Source organism: Gaoshiqia hydrogeniformans (assembly GCF_049347105.1).
In the GTDB taxonomy this organism is placed as follows: domain Bacteria; phylum Bacteroidota; class Bacteroidia; order Bacteroidales; family Prolixibacteraceae; genus Gaoshiqia; species Gaoshiqia hydrogeniformans.
This window is the reverse complement of record NZ_CP186334.1, coordinates 116,305-132,072: the sequence shown is the minus strand read 5'-3', so window position 1 is coordinate 132,072 and position 15,768 is coordinate 116,305. Positions and strand designations below refer to the sequence as shown.

General features: G+C 42.0%; 18 protein-coding genes and 1 tRNA gene. 16 read left to right on the top strand and 3 right to left on the bottom strand.

Annotated features, from left to right (window positions below):
• Nucleotides 1–18: 18 nt before the first annotated feature.
• The 3 genes from ACOIT5_RS00690 to ACOIT5_RS00680 form a co-directional block, all read right to left on the bottom strand.
• On the bottom strand, nucleotides 19–1,944 hold the full coding sequence (locus ACOIT5_RS00690) for a dipeptidyl-peptidase 3 family protein (protein WP_423128550.1): 1,926 nt from the start codon (nucleotides 1,942–1,944) through the stop codon (nucleotides 19–21).
• Nucleotides 1,945–1,946: 2 nt separating this feature from the next.
• The gene (locus tag ACOIT5_RS00685) at nucleotides 1,947–2,627 is read right to left on the bottom strand and encodes a TrmH family RNA methyltransferase (protein ID WP_423128549.1); all 681 of its coding nucleotides are present in this window, start codon (nucleotides 2,625–2,627) and stop codon (nucleotides 1,947–1,949) included.
• Nucleotides 2,628–2,825: 198 nt separating this feature from the next.
• Entirely contained in the window at nucleotides 2,826–3,095 is a 270-nt protein-coding gene (locus ACOIT5_RS00680; RefSeq protein ID WP_423128548.1) for an HU family DNA-binding protein, read from the bottom strand.
• 272 nt (nucleotides 3,096–3,367) lie between these two features.
• Between ACOIT5_RS00680 and ACOIT5_RS00675 the strand changes: the two genes are divergently transcribed.
• The 16 genes from ACOIT5_RS00675 (at nucleotide 3,368) to ACOIT5_RS00600 (ending at nucleotide 15,755) form a co-directional block, all read left to right on the top strand.
• Nucleotides 3,368–3,452, top strand: a tRNA-Ser gene (locus ACOIT5_RS00675).
• A 432-nt stretch (nucleotides 3,453–3,884) separates the two neighbouring features.
• Complete coding sequence (locus ACOIT5_RS00670; protein ID WP_423128547.1) at nucleotides 3,885–5,120, top strand: phage integrase SAM-like domain-containing protein; 1,236 nt, start codon at nucleotides 3,885–3,887, stop codon at nucleotides 5,118–5,120.
• Nucleotides 5,121–5,256: 136 nt separating this feature from the next.
• Nucleotides 5,257–6,129 carry a hypothetical protein gene (locus ACOIT5_RS00665; protein WP_423128546.1) on the top strand — a complete coding sequence of 291 codons (873 nt, stop codon included), beginning with the start codon at nucleotides 5,257–5,259 and terminating at the stop codon, nucleotides 6,127–6,129.
• A 46-nt stretch (nucleotides 6,130–6,175) separates the two neighbouring features.
• The gene (locus ACOIT5_RS00660; RefSeq protein ID WP_423128545.1) at nucleotides 6,176–7,060 is read left to right on the top strand and encodes a phospholipase D-like domain-containing protein; all 885 of its coding nucleotides are present in this window, start codon (nucleotides 6,176–6,178) and stop codon (nucleotides 7,058–7,060) included.
• Nucleotides 7,061–7,245: 185 nt separating this feature from the next.
• The gene (locus ACOIT5_RS00655) at nucleotides 7,246–7,464 is read left to right on the top strand and encodes a type II toxin-antitoxin system Phd/YefM family antitoxin (protein ID WP_423128544.1); all 219 of its coding nucleotides are present in this window, start codon (nucleotides 7,246–7,248) and stop codon (nucleotides 7,462–7,464) included.
• Complete coding sequence (locus tag ACOIT5_RS00650) at nucleotides 7,461–7,790, top strand: hypothetical protein (protein ID WP_423128543.1); 330 nt, start codon at nucleotides 7,461–7,463, stop codon at nucleotides 7,788–7,790. Before ACOIT5_RS00655 ends, ACOIT5_RS00650 begins: the two co-directional genes overlap by 4 nt.
• Before the next feature lie 291 nt (nucleotides 7,791–8,081).
• On the top strand, nucleotides 8,082–8,690 hold the full coding sequence (locus ACOIT5_RS00645; protein ID WP_423128542.1) for a ParA family protein: 609 nt from the start codon (nucleotides 8,082–8,084) through the stop codon (nucleotides 8,688–8,690).
• Nucleotides 8,687–9,037: a hypothetical protein gene (locus ACOIT5_RS00640; protein WP_423128541.1), complete on the top strand. Its 351-nt coding sequence runs from the start codon at nucleotides 8,687–8,689 to the stop codon at nucleotides 9,035–9,037. The genes ACOIT5_RS00645 and ACOIT5_RS00640 overlap by 4 nt, the downstream gene beginning before the upstream one ends.
• Nucleotides 9,024–9,404 carry a hypothetical protein gene (locus ACOIT5_RS00635; RefSeq protein ID WP_423128540.1) on the top strand — a complete coding sequence of 127 codons (381 nt, stop codon included), beginning with the start codon at nucleotides 9,024–9,026 and terminating at the stop codon, nucleotides 9,402–9,404. Before ACOIT5_RS00640 ends, ACOIT5_RS00635 begins: the two co-directional genes overlap by 14 nt.
• A gap of 97 nt (nucleotides 9,405–9,501) precedes the next feature.
• A complete protein-coding gene (locus tag ACOIT5_RS00630; RefSeq protein ID WP_423128539.1) occupies nucleotides 9,502–9,831 on the top strand; it encodes a DUF4134 family protein in 330 nt (109 codons plus the stop codon).
• Between the two features lie 11 nt (nucleotides 9,832–9,842).
• A complete protein-coding gene (locus ACOIT5_RS00625; protein WP_423128538.1) occupies nucleotides 9,843–10,145 on the top strand; it encodes a DUF4133 domain-containing protein in 303 nt (100 codons plus the stop codon).
• Complete coding sequence (locus ACOIT5_RS00620; protein ID WP_423128537.1) at nucleotides 10,123–12,786, top strand: helicase HerA domain-containing protein; 2,664 nt, start codon at nucleotides 10,123–10,125, stop codon at nucleotides 12,784–12,786. Before ACOIT5_RS00625 ends, ACOIT5_RS00620 begins: the two co-directional genes overlap by 23 nt.
• A 58-nt stretch (nucleotides 12,787–12,844) precedes the next feature.
• Nucleotides 12,845–13,510, top strand: a complete 666-nt coding sequence (locus ACOIT5_RS00615; RefSeq protein WP_423128536.1) for a hypothetical protein — start codon at nucleotides 12,845–12,847, stop codon at nucleotides 13,508–13,510.
• Nucleotides 13,507–14,181 carry a hypothetical protein gene (locus ACOIT5_RS00610; protein ID WP_423128535.1) on the top strand — a complete coding sequence of 225 codons (675 nt, stop codon included), beginning with the start codon at nucleotides 13,507–13,509 and terminating at the stop codon, nucleotides 14,179–14,181. Before ACOIT5_RS00615 ends, ACOIT5_RS00610 begins: the two co-directional genes overlap by 4 nt.
• Nucleotides 14,181–14,849 carry a hypothetical protein gene (locus ACOIT5_RS00605; protein WP_423128534.1) on the top strand — a complete coding sequence of 223 codons (669 nt, stop codon included), beginning with the start codon at nucleotides 14,181–14,183 and terminating at the stop codon, nucleotides 14,847–14,849. Before ACOIT5_RS00610 ends, ACOIT5_RS00605 begins: the two co-directional genes overlap by 1 nt.
• 78 nt (nucleotides 14,850–14,927) lie before the next feature.
• The gene (locus ACOIT5_RS00600) at nucleotides 14,928–15,755 is read left to right on the top strand and encodes a hypothetical protein (protein ID WP_423128533.1); all 828 of its coding nucleotides are present in this window, start codon (nucleotides 14,928–14,930) and stop codon (nucleotides 15,753–15,755) included.
• Nucleotides 15,756–15,768 lie beyond the last annotated feature (13 nt).

The window sequence follows — 15,768 nt, the reverse complement described above, 5'->3', positions numbered from 1 at the left end:
CTGCATTCAACCGGTATTTCACCATGCCGAAAATCCGTATTTCCCCGAATAGTTCAGCATCTGTTCTGTATAACCCACCGAATAATCGACAGCAACATCGATCACCTCGCCTGAGGAATTCTGAACCAGCGACAGTTCCGGGTTAACAAATCCGGCATATGGGGCAAGATCGAGTTTTTTAAACCGTTCAAGGATTTCGGTATGTAAATCACGTTGAACCTTTACCCCGTAAGTTTCTACCAACCGCCGGGCAGCGGCATAATCGCCTTTCGATTTTATCCGCTGAACCTCGCTCAATAATTGACCGAATAATTTCCTGACTTGTTTATAATCGTTTATTTTGACGAAGGTTTTATTATCCCGGCGGAAGAAACTGATGACATTGTCGGCTTTTCCGTGCACAAAAGCCCATCGGGCAATTAGCTGACGATTCCGCATGTGGGATTCTTCCATGTCCTTGCCCGCTTCGATCCGGGTAAGTTGTGTCAGCAGGCCGTTCCGGATATAAGCGTCGTATTCGGCCATCCCACATTGTTCGGAAGACACAACACCTAATTGCATTAACTTATCGTCGGCAATGTAATACAAAGCAAATAAGTCGGCTCGGGTTTCTTCAATGGTCGAGTAGTAATTTTTCAGGTCTTCCGAATTAACTCCCGGAAGCATTAAGCCTGAACCATGCCCCAGGCATTCATGCAAATCGGTATGAAGGTTGCCGGCTAACTGTCCGTATGTTCGGGCTCGCTCAACTTCTTCGGCCGATGCGGCAAACTCTTCGAGCATACCGTTTCCCAGCGAATCCAGAAAGTAGGCATGGGTAATATTCTCGATGGTCACCGATTTTGATCCGTAAAGCTCCCGGATCCATTCGGCATTGGGTAAATTAATTCCGATCGGCGTATGCGGGTAACAATCGCCTCCAAGCATGGCTACGTTTATTACTTTAGCGCTGACCCCCTTGACCTCCTTTTTTTTATAAAGCTCATTAACCGGAGAATTGGCCTCGAACCAGGCTGCATTTTCCGATAATATCCGGGCACGTTTACTTCCTTCCATATCTTTATAATTAACAATCGATTCCCAACTCCCTTTTATTCCGAGCGGATCGCCGTACACTTCAATAAATCCATTTACAAAATCAATCATCCCTTCATTTTCACCAACCCACAAAATGCTGTATTCGTCAAATAATTTGAGATCACCGGTCTCGTAAAACGCGATTAATTTTTGGATTAGTTCCTGCTGACGGACATTCTCAGCAAACGGGATAGCTTTTTCCAGCCAGTAAATAATTTTCCGGATAGCGTTTCCATACTTGCCGTCGGCCTTCCAGACCACTTCTTTCAACTGTCTGTTTTCTTTTACCAGTTGTGAATTCAGACCGAATGAAGGAGTCTGCTTTCCGGCGCTTTTTCGTTTTTCTTCATAAAACTGTTCAGCCTCTGCTTGGCGTACCGATTGATAATAGTTCATGGCCGATGCTTCGAGCAAGTCGTTGCGGCTATCCTGGCTCACCCGTTTAGCTTCCCGTTGCGGATTAAAGATAACATCAAGAAGATCTTCCAGGTCAGCCTCGGTCGATTTCAGCTCCGATTGACCCATCATTTTCACAAAAGCCGAACGTTCAAATCCGGGGTCGAACTTGTCCATCGAATAATGATGATGTATTCCGTTGGCAAACCAAACCCGTTTCAGGTAAATCAGAAAGGCTGAAAAATCGTCAGATTGGCGGTTTCCGCGGTAAGTTTTGTAAATGGCTTCGAGCAAATCCCGAATCTGTAAATTGTACTTGTTATTTTGGTCCCACAGAATGTCGCGCCCGCAGCGGGTAGCCTCGCTCAGGTAATATATATATCGTTTTTGTTTCAGGTCCAGGTTTTTAAAGCCGGTTAATTCATACCGCAAAACTTTAATATCTGCGAATTTTTCTACAAACACATTCATGGTTATTTTAGCTTATTCTTGATATCAAATTGTTCTTCAATTAGTTCAGATGTTTTTATTGTACGACGCAACCACGCCAGTTTTATTTCTGCACGCTCTTCAGCTGTCAGTTTCCAGTCGATATCGGACCGGCTCCGTAGTTGGTGTGTCAAATAGTGTACAATTATGGCTGCTGAAACCGAGATATTTAAACTTTCGGTAAAACCGTACGTGGGGATTTTCAGGAACTCATCCGCCTCCTCTTTGATTACGTCCGATATTCCTGTAAGTTCGGTGCCGAAGAAAAGGGCTGATTTTCCTTTTGCAAGATCGAAGTCTTCGAGGCTGACATCACCTTTGTGCGGGGTAGTTGCTACGATCCGGTATCCTTTTTTACGCAAACACTTAACGGCTTCGAGGCTGTTGTTTTCCTGTTTGTTGAATTTTTTTACATTTAACCATTTTGAAGCGCCCATGGCAACCTCCCGGTCTACCTCAAAGCGGTTGTCGTTTTCAACGACGTAAACATCTTGCACCCCGAAGCAATCAACCGACCGAAGTACTGCGCTGGCATTTTGTGCCTGATAAATATTTTCCAATACGACAGTCAGGTATTTTATCCGCTGATCCAACAACCGTTCGAACAACGCAAGCCGCTCGGGTGTAATAAATTCTGATAAATAATTTATTCGTTTTTCATACATGGCTATACCATAGTTTTATGTCTGAGCTGGTGTTCTGCGATGATAGTAAATTTAGCCTGATGTTATACACTAACCATCCTTCAATTTAAGCCGGTGCCCGATTCTATTCATGAATGATTTTCCGGCCGGTTTCCGGTACAAAATTAAAAAAGGGAAGCTTAACGGGCTCCCCTTTTTTAATTTCTTTTCAGAATAATTCTAGATTGTATCTGCAAGTTCTGCACCAGGTTTGAACTTAACTACTTTCTTTTCAGGAATTTCTATAGGAGCTCCTGACTGAGGATTTCTACCTGTTCTTGCGCTACGGGAAGAAACTGCAAAAGAACCAAATCCGATCAATGCGACACGGTCGCCATTTTTCAATGCATCAGTTGTTGCTTCAACGAATGCATCAAGAGCTTTTTTAGCATCAGCTTTCGTAAGGCCTGCTTTTTCAGCAATGGCGTCAATTAATTGAGCTTTGTTCATAGGAAAACATGTTTAGGGTTAAAAAATAAACTGATTATTATTATTTGTTTATTGACATAGTTTTATTATTAATCAGACAATTGCGGCATAATTTTATCAAAACCTCAGTAAAATCAACACTTTTAGTCGCCTCAATTTTAAGTTTTATAAAATTCTAAAATAAGATTTAAAAAAGCAAACCTTATCCCACTTTTTTTTTTTTTGCGCTTAGATTTTTTCTTGCATTTTATTTTGTGTTTAAAAAAAATCATCTACTTTTGCCGCCACATTAAGGAGAGATGGCAGAGTGGTCGAATGCGGCGGTCTTGAAAACCGTTGATCTTCACGGGTCCGGGGGTTCGAATCCCTCTCTCTCCGCAAAAGAGTTGGTTCCAAAGGTGCCGGCTCTTTTTTTATAACAGATATTCCGGCGAAACAAGGCCAATTTTTTACTTCACCTAAAAATCGTGCTCCACAGAAATTCCGATTTATCCTCCTTAATCCGTGATCCCCTTTTTTTTGGAGTGATCCACAGTTACATGCAAATAAAAAGGAGTCACAAATTCTATATTTGTAACTCCTTTATTTCCAGTAGCGAGAGCCGGGCATGATCCGGCGACCTCATGATTATGAATCATGCGCTAATATTTCTTTTGCCTTCTTTTATTTTCTTATATATCACTATACCTGTGACATACAAGTTGGTATTTTCTTTTAATTTCTTAAAATTGCCGTTATTTTCTATATTTGTATGTATATTGTATGTATCAAAATTGCTACAGAAATTTTCATAACAAATATAGTTCATTTATGATTAGAGTAACTACAGCGATTGTTCAGGATACCAGGATAAAAAAGAAGGATGGTACCTATGCCATAAAGTTAAGGTTAACTTACAATAGAAAACAGAAATACTATCCGATTGGGAAGTTTCTTACCGAAACAGAATGGCAAACCTTGAAATCTGGCAAACACAGAAATAAGAAATTGAAAGAACTGGAAATTTATTTTGCCGCTATTGAAAACAAAGCAGTTACAATAATTGATAGAATGAATGTCTTTTCTTTTTCCGGGTTCCTGAATCAATTTAATACGCAAGCTTCGAGTAAATCATCTGTGTTGGATGCTTTATTATTACGACGCCAGAAATTTACAGCAAAAAATAGCATAAATACGGCAGTAACCTTTCAGTCTACTGTAGCGTCTATTGAAGAATTTTTGAAGACAACAAAAAAGAAAAAGCTTACCTTTTTTGATGTTACCCCGGAATGGCTAAAATCGTACGAAAAATGGATGTTGGCTACCGGAAGGTCGCATACGACTATTGGTATTTATTTGCGTAATTTAAGAACAGTAATCAACCAAGCTGTTGATGACGGATTATTGCCCAAAGAAAACTACCCGTTTAAAAGAGGCAAGTATCAGATTCCGGATGGTAAAAACTCAAAAAAAGCCCTGTCGATATCGGATATAGAAAAACTGTTCAGTTACACCCCATCCGACAGAAACGAATACTTAGCTTTAAACTATTGGCTTTTTAGCTATTTGTGCAATGGAATGAACATGGTTGATATAGCCAATTTGAAATTTAAGAATATAAAGGGAAGTAATATCGAATTTATTCGGCAAAAAACGAAAGAAACGACCAAGGAAGTACCTGTTATTAAAGTTCTGTTATTACCTGAAATACAGCAGATAATTGATCGTATCGGCAACCAGGACAATACACCTGAGAATTTTATATTTCCAGTATTTAAAGCAGAATATACCGAATTGGAAAAACACAAGCGGTTGAAGCAACACATCAAAAACACGAATAAATATATCCGAAGGATTGCCAAATCTTTGGGTATAGATGAAGCGATTACTACTTATTGGGCCAGACATTCGTACAGCACAGTTCTAAAACGATCAGGAGCGCCAATAGAATTTATAAGTGAACAACTTGGACATCAAAGCACAAAAGTAACCAAACATTACCTTGACAGTTTTGAGGACGAACAACGGGAAAAGTACTCATCTGTTTTAATTCCAGGGAAAAAATAATGGTCAAAAATAGCGAATTGGCAGAGTGTCTTTTTGTAAGATAGCAGCTATATTTACATTTAGTTACAATTGACGCAGATAAGAGATAAGTACAGTTGCCATATATACGTTACCGGAATTTTAAATTCGCAACTTCATGAAAGGAATATGTAAATTAACGTCAGAGGAAACGGAGCTAAAAAATTCGCATATATATCCAAAATTTGTGATTCAATGGATGAAATCTACCGGTTCTAAATATTTAAGAGGATATACAACTCCAAATAAGAGAGACCAAGATGGATTGAAAAAATATTTATTGTCAGAAAAAGCAGAACAAATTTTTAGTAAAAGAGAGAAATGGTTTGCAGAAAATATCTTTCATGTTTATTTAAATAACAGCTTCGCTCAAATGCCTTACAACGAGAACCTATTTTACTTTGCAATTTCCATGCTTTGGAGAATTTTGGTTCTCGAACTTGAACAACCCAATATCGAGAACTTTACGTTCTACAACACAATGAGAGATGCCGAGAAACAATGGAGAGAATTTTTATTAAATGGTATTTTTCCTCTAGATTATAATAATGCACATTTAATTCTAACAGACAAAGTCATAGACCATACAATGCCAAGCCATAGTGTTGATTATTATATGACAAGAATTCTTGATGGTACGACAGTGTTTAGTGAAGAAAAAAAGAGTTGCTCAATGTACGTAAAGTTTTCAAGATTTATTTTTTGGTCTTTTCTTACCGGTGGAGACGAAGAAAAAATGATAAATACAAAGATAAATCCAATAGGAGGAACAATTGGAATACCTCAAAGACCAGAAAGTTTTCAGTTTATGACTTTTATCCCGCACCGGATTAAATTGACTGATGAAATGGAGCTTGCTTCAGAAAGACAACAAGAAAAAATTTTAAATGAAATTAAAGAAAATAAAGGCCACTACGACAATTCAGAGTCGATAGAATCAATGGATTTTGACAATAAGATGAAAGAAAAAAATAAAAACCACAGATGGTAATTTACCGTTGACGGTAAAAACAGTAAGACAAAACTTATCAACATAAATGAAAGCGACATTCAAATTTATTGGGAATCAACTCGAAGAGTATCTAAAATCCGCTGAGAGAAGCATTTTAATTGCTATTGCATGGTTTACAAATGAGGATCTTTTTGAAACACTGCTTCAGTTAATTCGCAATGGAATCATTGTTGAATTAATCGTCAATAATGACCATATCAACAACAGAAAAGATGGGCTCAATTTTGATGAGTTTATTCAAGTTGGTGGTAAATTTTATTTTGCTGACAGTTCGAGATTAATGCATCATAAATTCATAATTATTGATGAGAAAATTACAGTCACTGGCTCATATAACTGGACTTACAATGCAGAATTTCGAAATAACGAAAATATCATATTGACTGATGATTTAAACGTTGTCAAACAATTTCTTTATGAATTTGAATTTATAAAAGCATCCGCAGAATTGCAGCCTGACAAAATAATTTTAAAACCTTCTGACAGCTTTGAACTTCAAGAGAAAACATATCTACTGGAAGACTTTTTTTACAAGTCATTCGCCGAAGAAAAGAAAGGAAATATGGAAAAGTCATTAGATGCTATCCAAAATGCCCAAAGACTTGAAAATTCAAACATTGAAATTAATAAAAGAGAGAAAGAAGTTATCAAAAAAATAGAAAATCCAGAATATCATTATCACGTAGAAGATGGACAGTTTTCATTTGACTTTTATGAAAATCGCTTGATTGGAAAAGAAGGAGAAATCGTAAGGCATTTTACAGACCGAATTGATGATCTGGATGAAATCTATATTTTATACGTTGATGGATTCTATGTTGAATGTATTGGAAATATTGAAAGAAGCTTCCCTGAAAATAAACAAGAACATGATAAAATAAAAAAGTGGATGATTGAGCATGAATTCTAATGAAGAGAATTAAAACGCTACTACTAACTAAAATAGGACTTCTTGCGGCATGCAGTGCCAAACATTAAGTTCCAGTTGAACGGAATCCTGACATGCTACCCTCAAATATGTTGTAACGCGAAATTGAAACTCATAAAAATAAAGACTATATTTGTACTCTATAATGTACATCAAATAATGAAGGTATGAAAGTCATCAGTTCGGCAGAATTACGAAGCAATATGAAAAAGTACCTGGATTTGGCAAGGGAAGAACGGATTGTTATTCAAAGAGGGAAAAACGAAACGTTCATATTGACCAAGGAACAGCATTTAGAGCCTGACGAAGATCTTGCCAGTGCTATTACTGCGGAAGAACTACTCAAAAGGGTTATCCCCCGACTTGAAAAAATGCTTAAAAAATGAGAGTAGTTTTCTTGCCTAAGGTAGAAGATTACCTCGTTGAATTATCCGAAATATTGTATCAAAAAGAATATTTCGGGTTCAGGGAAAGCGCAGTAGAATATATCACAAAGTTGGTGCACGACATCAATACAACCTTGCACTCCCGATTGAAGAAACCTGCACCGAATTATTTCAACCGTTACGGAATAGGTATGTACTATGCATCCTTCCCAAAAGGCAAAGCAACGCAGTGGTACGTATTTTTCACGCAATACAAGCAGAACGGAGAAACCATCTATTTAGTGCGGTATATCACGAACAATCATGTTGCCGCTCAATACCTGTAATTAAACAGGAAGCGAAGATTATCTATCATATTGTGGATGCCTGCCGGCATCTCTCCGTAACTTCCGCCCCAGCCGTTTTGTTTTTAATTCTCCAACTTGTTTTTTTTTGAGATAAGCCTGCTAATCAAGGCACACAGGTGAATTTCCTTTGCCTATTTTCTGAGCTTTCGAAAAAGAATCACTCTTCGAATTTGACTTTGCGGGGCTAATTGCTATTTGTCCCTTTTTCGCATGATCCACCAACCCAGGATTAGGATCGATACCACATAAACCGAAATAAAATCACATAACATGGTCATAGTATTTGGAAATCAAAAAGGAGGAGCCGGAAAAAGCACCCTTGCCATGCTGTTTGCCAACTATCTCACAGTGGTAAAAAAGCAAAAAGCCATTATACTGGACATGGACTATCAACGATCCATCCTGTCTCGGTATGAGGAATCCAAAAATTTGGAAAATCCGGAACTTTACCAGGTTCTTGATGTAGAACTGGGCGAGTTCCCTTCTTTACTGGACTTGTTAAAAAGAGATGAAGACCAGACGGTTATTGTTGATTTGCCGGGAAAAATCGATGACGATGCATTGGTGCCCGTCATACAGGCAGCAGATCTGTTTGCCATCCCTTTTGCTTACGACAAATTTTCGTACCAGTCCACCGTCATTTTCGCCCTCATTACCGTTCAGTTGAACCCCGCCGCCCGAAAAGTATTCATTCCCAACCGGCTTAAAGCTTCAGTGAATTACGCCCTGATGGAAGACATCAACCGGGATTTTAGCCAATATGGTGAAGTAACGCCCGCTTTGACAGACCGGGTGGCCTTCCAGCGTTTAACAACTAAACACATCCCACTGGAGCTATTGCCGATGATTGAACCTGTATTTGAAATGTTACAGTTATGACCGAAATCAAGTCACTTGCCGATGAAATCAGGGAAAGGCAGCAACAAGTACGCGAGTTCCAAAAAGATACTCAACCTGGAAAGAGAGATAAGGAAAACGATGTCAACCTGGGACTGAGTCCGGAGCCGGATGGCAGCATGATTGAATTGATTTTAAACTCCGGCAATGGAGAAAAGATGGCGAATATGATCCACATCCGGTTGCCGGTCAAAACTTACCGGAAGCTGATTGCACTGAATGCCGCCAAAATCACCATGCAAAAATTCACAGTATTTGCCATCAACCAGTTACTTGAGCACCCCGACATTAAAGAGAAATTAAAAGAAGTAATCAATGACATGGACTAGTTTTACCATAGCGGTAACGGGATGTTATGCGCTGTACTACGGAGGAAACATCCTCTTTGACCTGATCCGCCGACCGTCAACGGTCATAGGCGGCGACGGGAACGACCTGTTGCAGTTTGCTGAAGAAGCAATACCGGTTATCGTCACGGCACTGGAAGATGAAAGCAACCCGACTGATGCGGAACGGTCAGCAATGAAACCCGGCAAGCAGGACGTCAACGTCCGGCAAAGGGAAACATCTGCACAAAATGAAATAATTCCCGATCCGTTGTCCGGCGGTTTGTCCATCAGCCAACTTTTGCCTGCGATCCGTCAAAAGGCTATCGTGATGACCACCAAACATGATTTCGAAAGACATAGCTTTTGACAAAGAAAGAGTCCCATAATTAAGCAGCCTGACCGGTTGCTTTTTTTTGCTCTTTCTTCTGCTTGCTTTTTATTATTAATAAGTTAAATCACTGAAAATGAAAAAGGTAATTTTTAAAGTTGTAAAATCGAAGAAGCGCGTTTACGTGCTTGCAGGCTTCATGCTGGTAACGCTGGCTTCCCATGCACAGGGAGATGTCGGATCAGCCCTGGCTGCCGGCACATCCGAACTAACAAGCTATATCGATCCAATCACTACCCTGGTGATGGCCATCGGGGGAATTGTCGGAATCGTCGGGGGGATCCGTATCTACAACAAGTGGAATAACGGGGACCACGATATCAACAAAGAGATTTTGGGTTGGGGTGGATCAGCCTTGTTCCTGATCCTGGCTCCCCTGCTTGTTAAAGGTATGTTTGGCTTATAAGCAGGCTGACTATGCATGAGTATTTCATCTACAAGGGGCTTCAAAAGCCCCTTGTTTACAAAGGCTTTAAAGGCCGGTACATGTACTGGGCCATTGGCTTTGTCATCCTGGGCCTTGTCCTGGCCGGCTTGATCGGGGCGGTGTTTAACTTGGTTGCCGGAATAATCATCATGGCAGCCGTTACTGGAGGCGGAATTTATTACACCTCCCGGAAACAAAGAAAAGGCTTGTACGACAAGAAAAGAGACAAAGGCATTTATGTATTTCATTTTAACCTGAGAGGAGTAAGAAATGTCAAAAAAGAAAGTTTTTAAACTGCCCTACATCGGCATTGAAACGGATGATGACGAGTTGCATGTACTCCTGGGAACCAGGGGCGAACCCAGCGCCGTGCTGAAGATCGTCAACCCGGTTTTACAATATTGCGCTGATCCGGAAGAATACATCAAATTTCATCAAAACCTGCTGAATGTGATTAAAATCCTCGGGGAGGGTTACCTTGTTCAAAAGCTGGATGTGTTTTCCAAAGGAAGCTACCAGGGACAAACCTCGGAAGAATATCTTCAGCAAAAGTTTGCAGAACACTTTAAAGGGCGGGTTTACACGGTAATTTCCACCTACTTGGTCATCACGAAACCGGGCGGCAAAAAAACGGCTTTCCCAAAAAAAGGATCAGATGATTTTAAGGAAGTGATCTTCAAGCTAAAACAGGCACTGGATACGAACGGGTTCAAGCCCCAGTTATTGGGCCAACGGGAAATCGACCTGCTGGTACTACGGATCCTGACGATGGATTTCATGTCAAAGAATATTGTCTTGGACAACATGGTCCCTTCCGATACCGATATCCGGATCGGGGAAAGGCAGGTCCGGTGCCTCTCTTTGATTGACATCGACAGGATTGACTTACCGGAGAAAATCTCCCCGTATATCCGACGAAGCAACAACGAAGCCATGAAAGACTTTCCGGTGGATGTCATGGCTTTTTTGCACCACGTTCCCGATTACGACACGATCATTTACAACCAGGTCATTGAGATTCCGAAACAGACCAGCACCATTCAAAAACTTCAGGTGAAACAAAAACGGCATTCGGGTATCCCTGATCCTGAAAATGATATTTGCGTAGCTGATATTGAAAAACTGCTGGAGGATGTGGCCCGCGAGAACCAACTGCTGGTCAATGCCCACTTTTCGTTGCTGGTCTGCGCTGGTGAAAAAGAGCTGCCCAAAACCATCAATTACATTGAAAATGCGCTTTTCCTTCAGGGGATCATTCCGTCACGGAACAGCTATAATCAGTTGGAACTTTTCCGGTCGGCTTTGCCCGGCAATGGGGTGGAACTCAAAAACTACGACCTGTACTTAACCACCTCCGATGCCGCGCTTAGCTTCCTTTTTAAGGAAGCCCTGCCTGTCTCTGAACCGGCGCCCAAAGGTTTTTCGGTCTGTTTTACAGACAGACAGGGCATTCCTATTAAAATTGACCCGGCAGATTATTCCTGGGACACCGGCCGGATCAATAACCGCAACAAATTTGTCCTGGGACCGTCCGGATCAGGCAAAAGTTTTTTCATGAACGCCCTGATCGAACAATATCTGCTTTATAATATGGACGTGGTGATTGTCGATACCGGCGACAGCTATGCCGGAACTTCAGCTTACCTGAACGGCAGATACATTACCTACAAACCGGAAAAGCCGATTACCATGAACCCTTTTGTGATCACCCGCGATGAATATAACCTGGAGAAAAAAGACTTTCTGACCACCCTGATCGGGCTGCTCTGGAAAGGCGCTGACGGAAAACTTTCCCAGCTGGAGGCGGATGTGATAAGCGATGTGGTCATTGCTTTTTACAGGAATCACTTTCATGCTAAAGAAAACCGGCGGATCGAAAAAGCGTCCGTCCACGAACCAAAAGACCGCCCGGAAAGTTCCGGCACATACTATTTCAAAGTGGACTCGCTGAATTTTAATATGTTTTATGAGTTTGCGATCCATCTGATACCCTTGATCTGTAAAAAGGATGAAATCGAATTTGACTTTCCGTCCTTTCGGTATGTGCTAAAGAAATTTTACAAAGGAGGAGAGTTTGAAAGCATCCTGAACGAAGAAGCCGACAGCAGCTTATTTGGCGAACGGCTAATTGTTTTTGAAATTGATAACATCAAAGAGAATAAGACGCTTTTTCCGATTGTGACCCTGATTGTTATGGATATTTTCCTTCAGAAAATGCGCTTCCGGCAAGGCCAGCGAAAAGCCCTTATCATAGAGGAGGCATGGAAAGCCATTGCGTCCCCCATGATGGCCGGGTACATTCTTTACCTGTACAAAACCGTCCGCAAGTTTAACGGGGAGGCGATTGTGGTCACCCAGGAATTGGACGACATTATCGGGAATGCCGTGGTGAAGGACAGCATCATCAATAATTCCGACACGGTGTGCCTGCTGGATCAAAGCAAATTCAGGGATAATTATCAATCTGTTGAGAGGTTGCTTTCGATCAATGAAGTTGAAAAGAGAAAGATTTTCACCGTCAACAACCTGGACAATAAAACAAACAGGGGCCCTTTTAAGGAAGTTTATATCCGCAGGGGATCAACCGGCGAAGTTTACGGAGTGGAAGTTTCCCTTTGCCAGTACCTGACCTATACCACCGAAAAACCGGAAAAACTGGCCGTTCAAACTTACATCAGCTCTTTCGGCAATTATCCTGACGGGCTGGAGAAATTTGTAGGGCACATGAAAAAATGCGGGCTACCTGTCTCAAAATTTGTCCTGCTGGTCAATATTGCCGGCCAGGTTCTGACTGACCAGATGTTCGAAGTACTCTCCTTTTACCAGGAACAGCATGGAACTAACGTAGTCATCCGGCTGCAAAAGGATTTTCAGGCCAGCGGCCTGGAATTTTCGCAATGGATCGGACGCCAAAACAAAGCTATTTCCGGTTAAAGATCTAAAATGTCCGGAATACGAAGTCTTAAGCCTTAACCAATAAACATGAAAACGAATGAAAGCCAAAATATTACTACTCGTTGCAGGCTTGGTTGTTTGTATCATGGCTGACCTGCAGGCCCAGATCATTTATGTCGATCTCCTGACTGCCCCGGCCATGCGGACATACGCCAACACCATCAAAAAGCAACAGGAAAAAACAAATGACAATCTGAGCGCGATCCACAAGGGACAAATTTTAATTAATTCCCAACTGGAAGTGGCAAATAATCTCCAGCAAAAAGTTGTAAAAGGTCTGACTGAAGTGTCAAAGACGGTAAAAAATGCAATCACGATCAAAAGGATTTATGAGACTTCACAGGACATTATCCTGGAGGTTACCGAGGCGACGCGGCTGGCTGCCGAAAATCCACAATACATCATCTTCGCACAGGAAAGCGCTTCTGTTTTCAAAACAAGAGCCCTTGGTCTCGCCGCCGAAATCACCAACATTCTGGAAGGCGGGGAAACCAACATGATGGATGCCGGGGAACGGCAGAAATTGCTCAACCACATCTATGATGAAATACGGCTGATCTACGGCGCTGCCTTTGGTGTGAAACATTCCATCAAATGGGCCATGCGCCGGGGCCTCTGGAAAAGCCTTTTCCCGTTTTCAGGATGGGTGAACCAGGATATCCGGATCATGAATGAAATCATCGCCAACGCCAAAACACTATGACAAAATTTATTCTAAAAGTCCTTCTGATCGTAGGCTTGATGCTTATCCCGTTTTGGAAAGACTGCCACGCGAAAAGCTGGATATGTTACCAACTGATCCATACAGAGGTGGACAACACCCTGAAAGAACACCAACGGCAAAAAAAGATCAGGGCAAAGCAGGGGCTGGTGGGAATCCAGGAGGAGATCAACAAAGAAAAAACCGGCTTCTTCCAGGAACAGTACGAAAAAACAAGGTCCCGCCTGAACAGCCTGGGATTGTTGATTGAGGCGGGCTTTGTTTCCCTGGACGCTTACCCGGTATTGCAGGACATTCTGAAAACCCAGCAGGATATATTGGATGTGGTCTCCGGTTCTCCCGCACTGGCGCCCGTTGCTTATGAAAGCGAAGCCGAAATAACCGGTAAGGCCTGGTCGGTTGTCAGGTTCATTACGGGAATTGTGCTTTCATACAGCGACATCAACCAGATGAAACCGGCTGACCGGAGAATGCTTCTGGACCATGGTATGAATGAACTGCGAACGATAAGCCGCAATTCCTATCTTTTACTGCTTACCCTGCGGCGGGCAAAACACCGGCACAATCGCGAAAATGCGCAATTCTCTTCCTGGATCAACCAGGACCGGAAGATTATACAGGATATTGTAAATAGAGCAAAAACGTTATCGTGATGAAATCCAATTTTCTGCTGTCCTTTTTTTTCTTGTTCTTCGGTGTTGCAAACGCCCAGGTGACTGCTTATGTTGATTATAACCATTTTAAATCTTTTTTGATCAACCAGAATGCCAGGATGGAGGCCGAACGAATCCTGACCAGGCAGACCGACTCCATAAAAGGTAATATCGATCAAATCAATAGCAACCTTTTACAAATGACAGCCGTCCGGACTATCATTCTCAATTCCTTCACCGATGTCAATGAACTGCTTAAAGATGGAAGGCTTATGAAATACCAGACCAGGCTTGTCTCCGATATTCTTTCGGAAACATCGCAAATCATCCGGATGACGGCGGAGGACCCGGAAGTTGCCGTTTTTGCTTCCGAATCAGTTAACAGCATCAAAGTCCAAGCGCTTGAACTGTATGATGAAATAGCCACCTTTATCAACAAAGGCGGTACCCGCGCCATGATGAACAACGGAACAAGAGACGAACTTCTTCGGAAAATAACCCAGCGGTTACAACTCCTGCGGGGTTCTCTTTTTGCACTCCATAACAGCTTGCATTGGAAACGTTTGTATGGGTTTTGGAATTCGCTGAACCCGTTTTCTTCCTGGGTCAATCAGGACAAAAGGATCATTGACCAAATCATCCGCGAAGCAAAGTCCTTGTCTTTGTAAAGTCCCCTGCAAATCATTGCGATGGTATTGTTCCATGCAATCTTCCTTCATTTTCTTATAAACTTTCAATTCAAAAAAATGAAACTTTTCATTTTGAAAGGGCTGCCGGCGCTGCTTTTTCTGATTGTGCTGTGTCCCGGCGTTTTTGCCCAGGGGTTTATCGTTATTGATGACCCTCACATTAAAGCCCAACAAGACCGGATGGTCATTACCAGTTGGGGTGACTTTCTTCCCAAACCCAGATATTTTCTGGGTGTTCAAACCAACATCCATTTTATGCGAACCTGGGGCTGGCTTGCCCCTTCGCAGAATCGAAGCTACCGGAGGGGGAAAGACCTCCGCCCGTTAGGGCCAACCGGGGAGCAAACTCAACGGATGCTGTTAAATGCCGCCCTGGTGGAAACCAGCAATGCCTGTCGCCAATACACGGATTCCATCCGGCGAACAGCAATCAATGAGATGACCTACTACACCGGTTTATTATCGGAAGTTGATCCGCTCTGGCGTTTGTATTACAAAGCTGAACTGAAAGAAGTCCGGAACTTCGACATCCAAAGGGTAAAAAATGCTCTGAACAGGGAAGAAATCCAATACTTGGAACAAACCCGGATGCTTGACTGGTTCGAGGAGCAAATGACAATGTTCCGGGAGCGGCTGATGGTTGCATTTAAAACCGATATGGACAGGGGGTCCCGGATATTGGCCTATCACCGCATCCTGCAGGAATACCGCCAAGCCCGCTCAAAATGGGACCACCACCTGAACTGGGCAAACCGGATGCTTGCCTTTAAAAAGAAAGCAGACAGCAGCCCCGTCCTTTCCCCGGATATGGAATTTCAACGCGATGTTTCCAGTGATGCCGATCTGATGCGGAAAATCATACGGAAAGCAAAAACTTCTTATTAAGCAATTCTAAAAT

Bases quoted from the DNA above. Each gene is read 5' to 3' on its own strand.
- ACOIT5_RS00690 (WP_423128550.1), bottom strand. From the start codon at position 1,944: ATGAATGTGTTTGTAGAAAAATTCGCAGATATTAAAGTTTTGCGGTAT.
- ACOIT5_RS00685 (WP_423128549.1), bottom strand. From the start codon at position 2,627: ATGTATGAAAAACGAATAAATTATTTATCAGAATTTATTACACCCGAG.
- ACOIT5_RS00680 (WP_423128548.1), bottom strand. From the start codon at position 3,095: ATGAACAAAGCTCAATTAATTGACGCCATTGCTGAAAAAGCAGGCCTT.
- ACOIT5_RS00670 (WP_423128547.1), top strand. From the start codon at position 3,885: ATGATTAGAGTAACTACAGCGATTGTTCAGGATACCAGGATAAAAAAG.
- ACOIT5_RS00665 (WP_423128546.1), top strand. From the start codon at position 5,257: ATGAAAGGAATATGTAAATTAACGTCAGAGGAAACGGAGCTAAAAAAT.
- ACOIT5_RS00660 (WP_423128545.1), top strand. From the start codon at position 6,176: ATGAAAGCGACATTCAAATTTATTGGGAATCAACTCGAAGAGTATCTA.
- ACOIT5_RS00655 (WP_423128544.1), top strand. From the start codon at position 7,246: ATGAAAGTCATCAGTTCGGCAGAATTACGAAGCAATATGAAAAAGTAC.
- ACOIT5_RS00650 (WP_423128543.1), top strand. From the start codon at position 7,461: ATGAGAGTAGTTTTCTTGCCTAAGGTAGAAGATTACCTCGTTGAATTA.
- ACOIT5_RS00645 (WP_423128542.1), top strand. From the start codon at position 8,082: ATGGTCATAGTATTTGGAAATCAAAAAGGAGGAGCCGGAAAAAGCACC.
- ACOIT5_RS00640 (WP_423128541.1), top strand. From the start codon at position 8,687: ATGACCGAAATCAAGTCACTTGCCGATGAAATCAGGGAAAGGCAGCAA.
- ACOIT5_RS00635 (WP_423128540.1), top strand. From the start codon at position 9,024: ATGACATGGACTAGTTTTACCATAGCGGTAACGGGATGTTATGCGCTG.
- ACOIT5_RS00630 (WP_423128539.1), top strand. From the start codon at position 9,502: ATGAAAAAGGTAATTTTTAAAGTTGTAAAATCGAAGAAGCGCGTTTAC.
- ACOIT5_RS00625 (WP_423128538.1), top strand. From the start codon at position 9,843: ATGCATGAGTATTTCATCTACAAGGGGCTTCAAAAGCCCCTTGTTTAC.
- ACOIT5_RS00620 (WP_423128537.1), top strand. From the start codon at position 10,123: ATGTCAAAAAAGAAAGTTTTTAAACTGCCCTACATCGGCATTGAAACG.
- ACOIT5_RS00615 (WP_423128536.1), top strand. From the start codon at position 12,845: ATGAAAGCCAAAATATTACTACTCGTTGCAGGCTTGGTTGTTTGTATC.
- ACOIT5_RS00610 (WP_423128535.1), top strand. From the start codon at position 13,507: ATGACAAAATTTATTCTAAAAGTCCTTCTGATCGTAGGCTTGATGCTT.
- ACOIT5_RS00605 (WP_423128534.1), top strand. From the start codon at position 14,181: ATGAAATCCAATTTTCTGCTGTCCTTTTTTTTCTTGTTCTTCGGTGTT.
- ACOIT5_RS00600 (WP_423128533.1), top strand. From the start codon at position 14,928: ATGAAACTTTTCATTTTGAAAGGGCTGCCGGCGCTGCTTTTTCTGATT.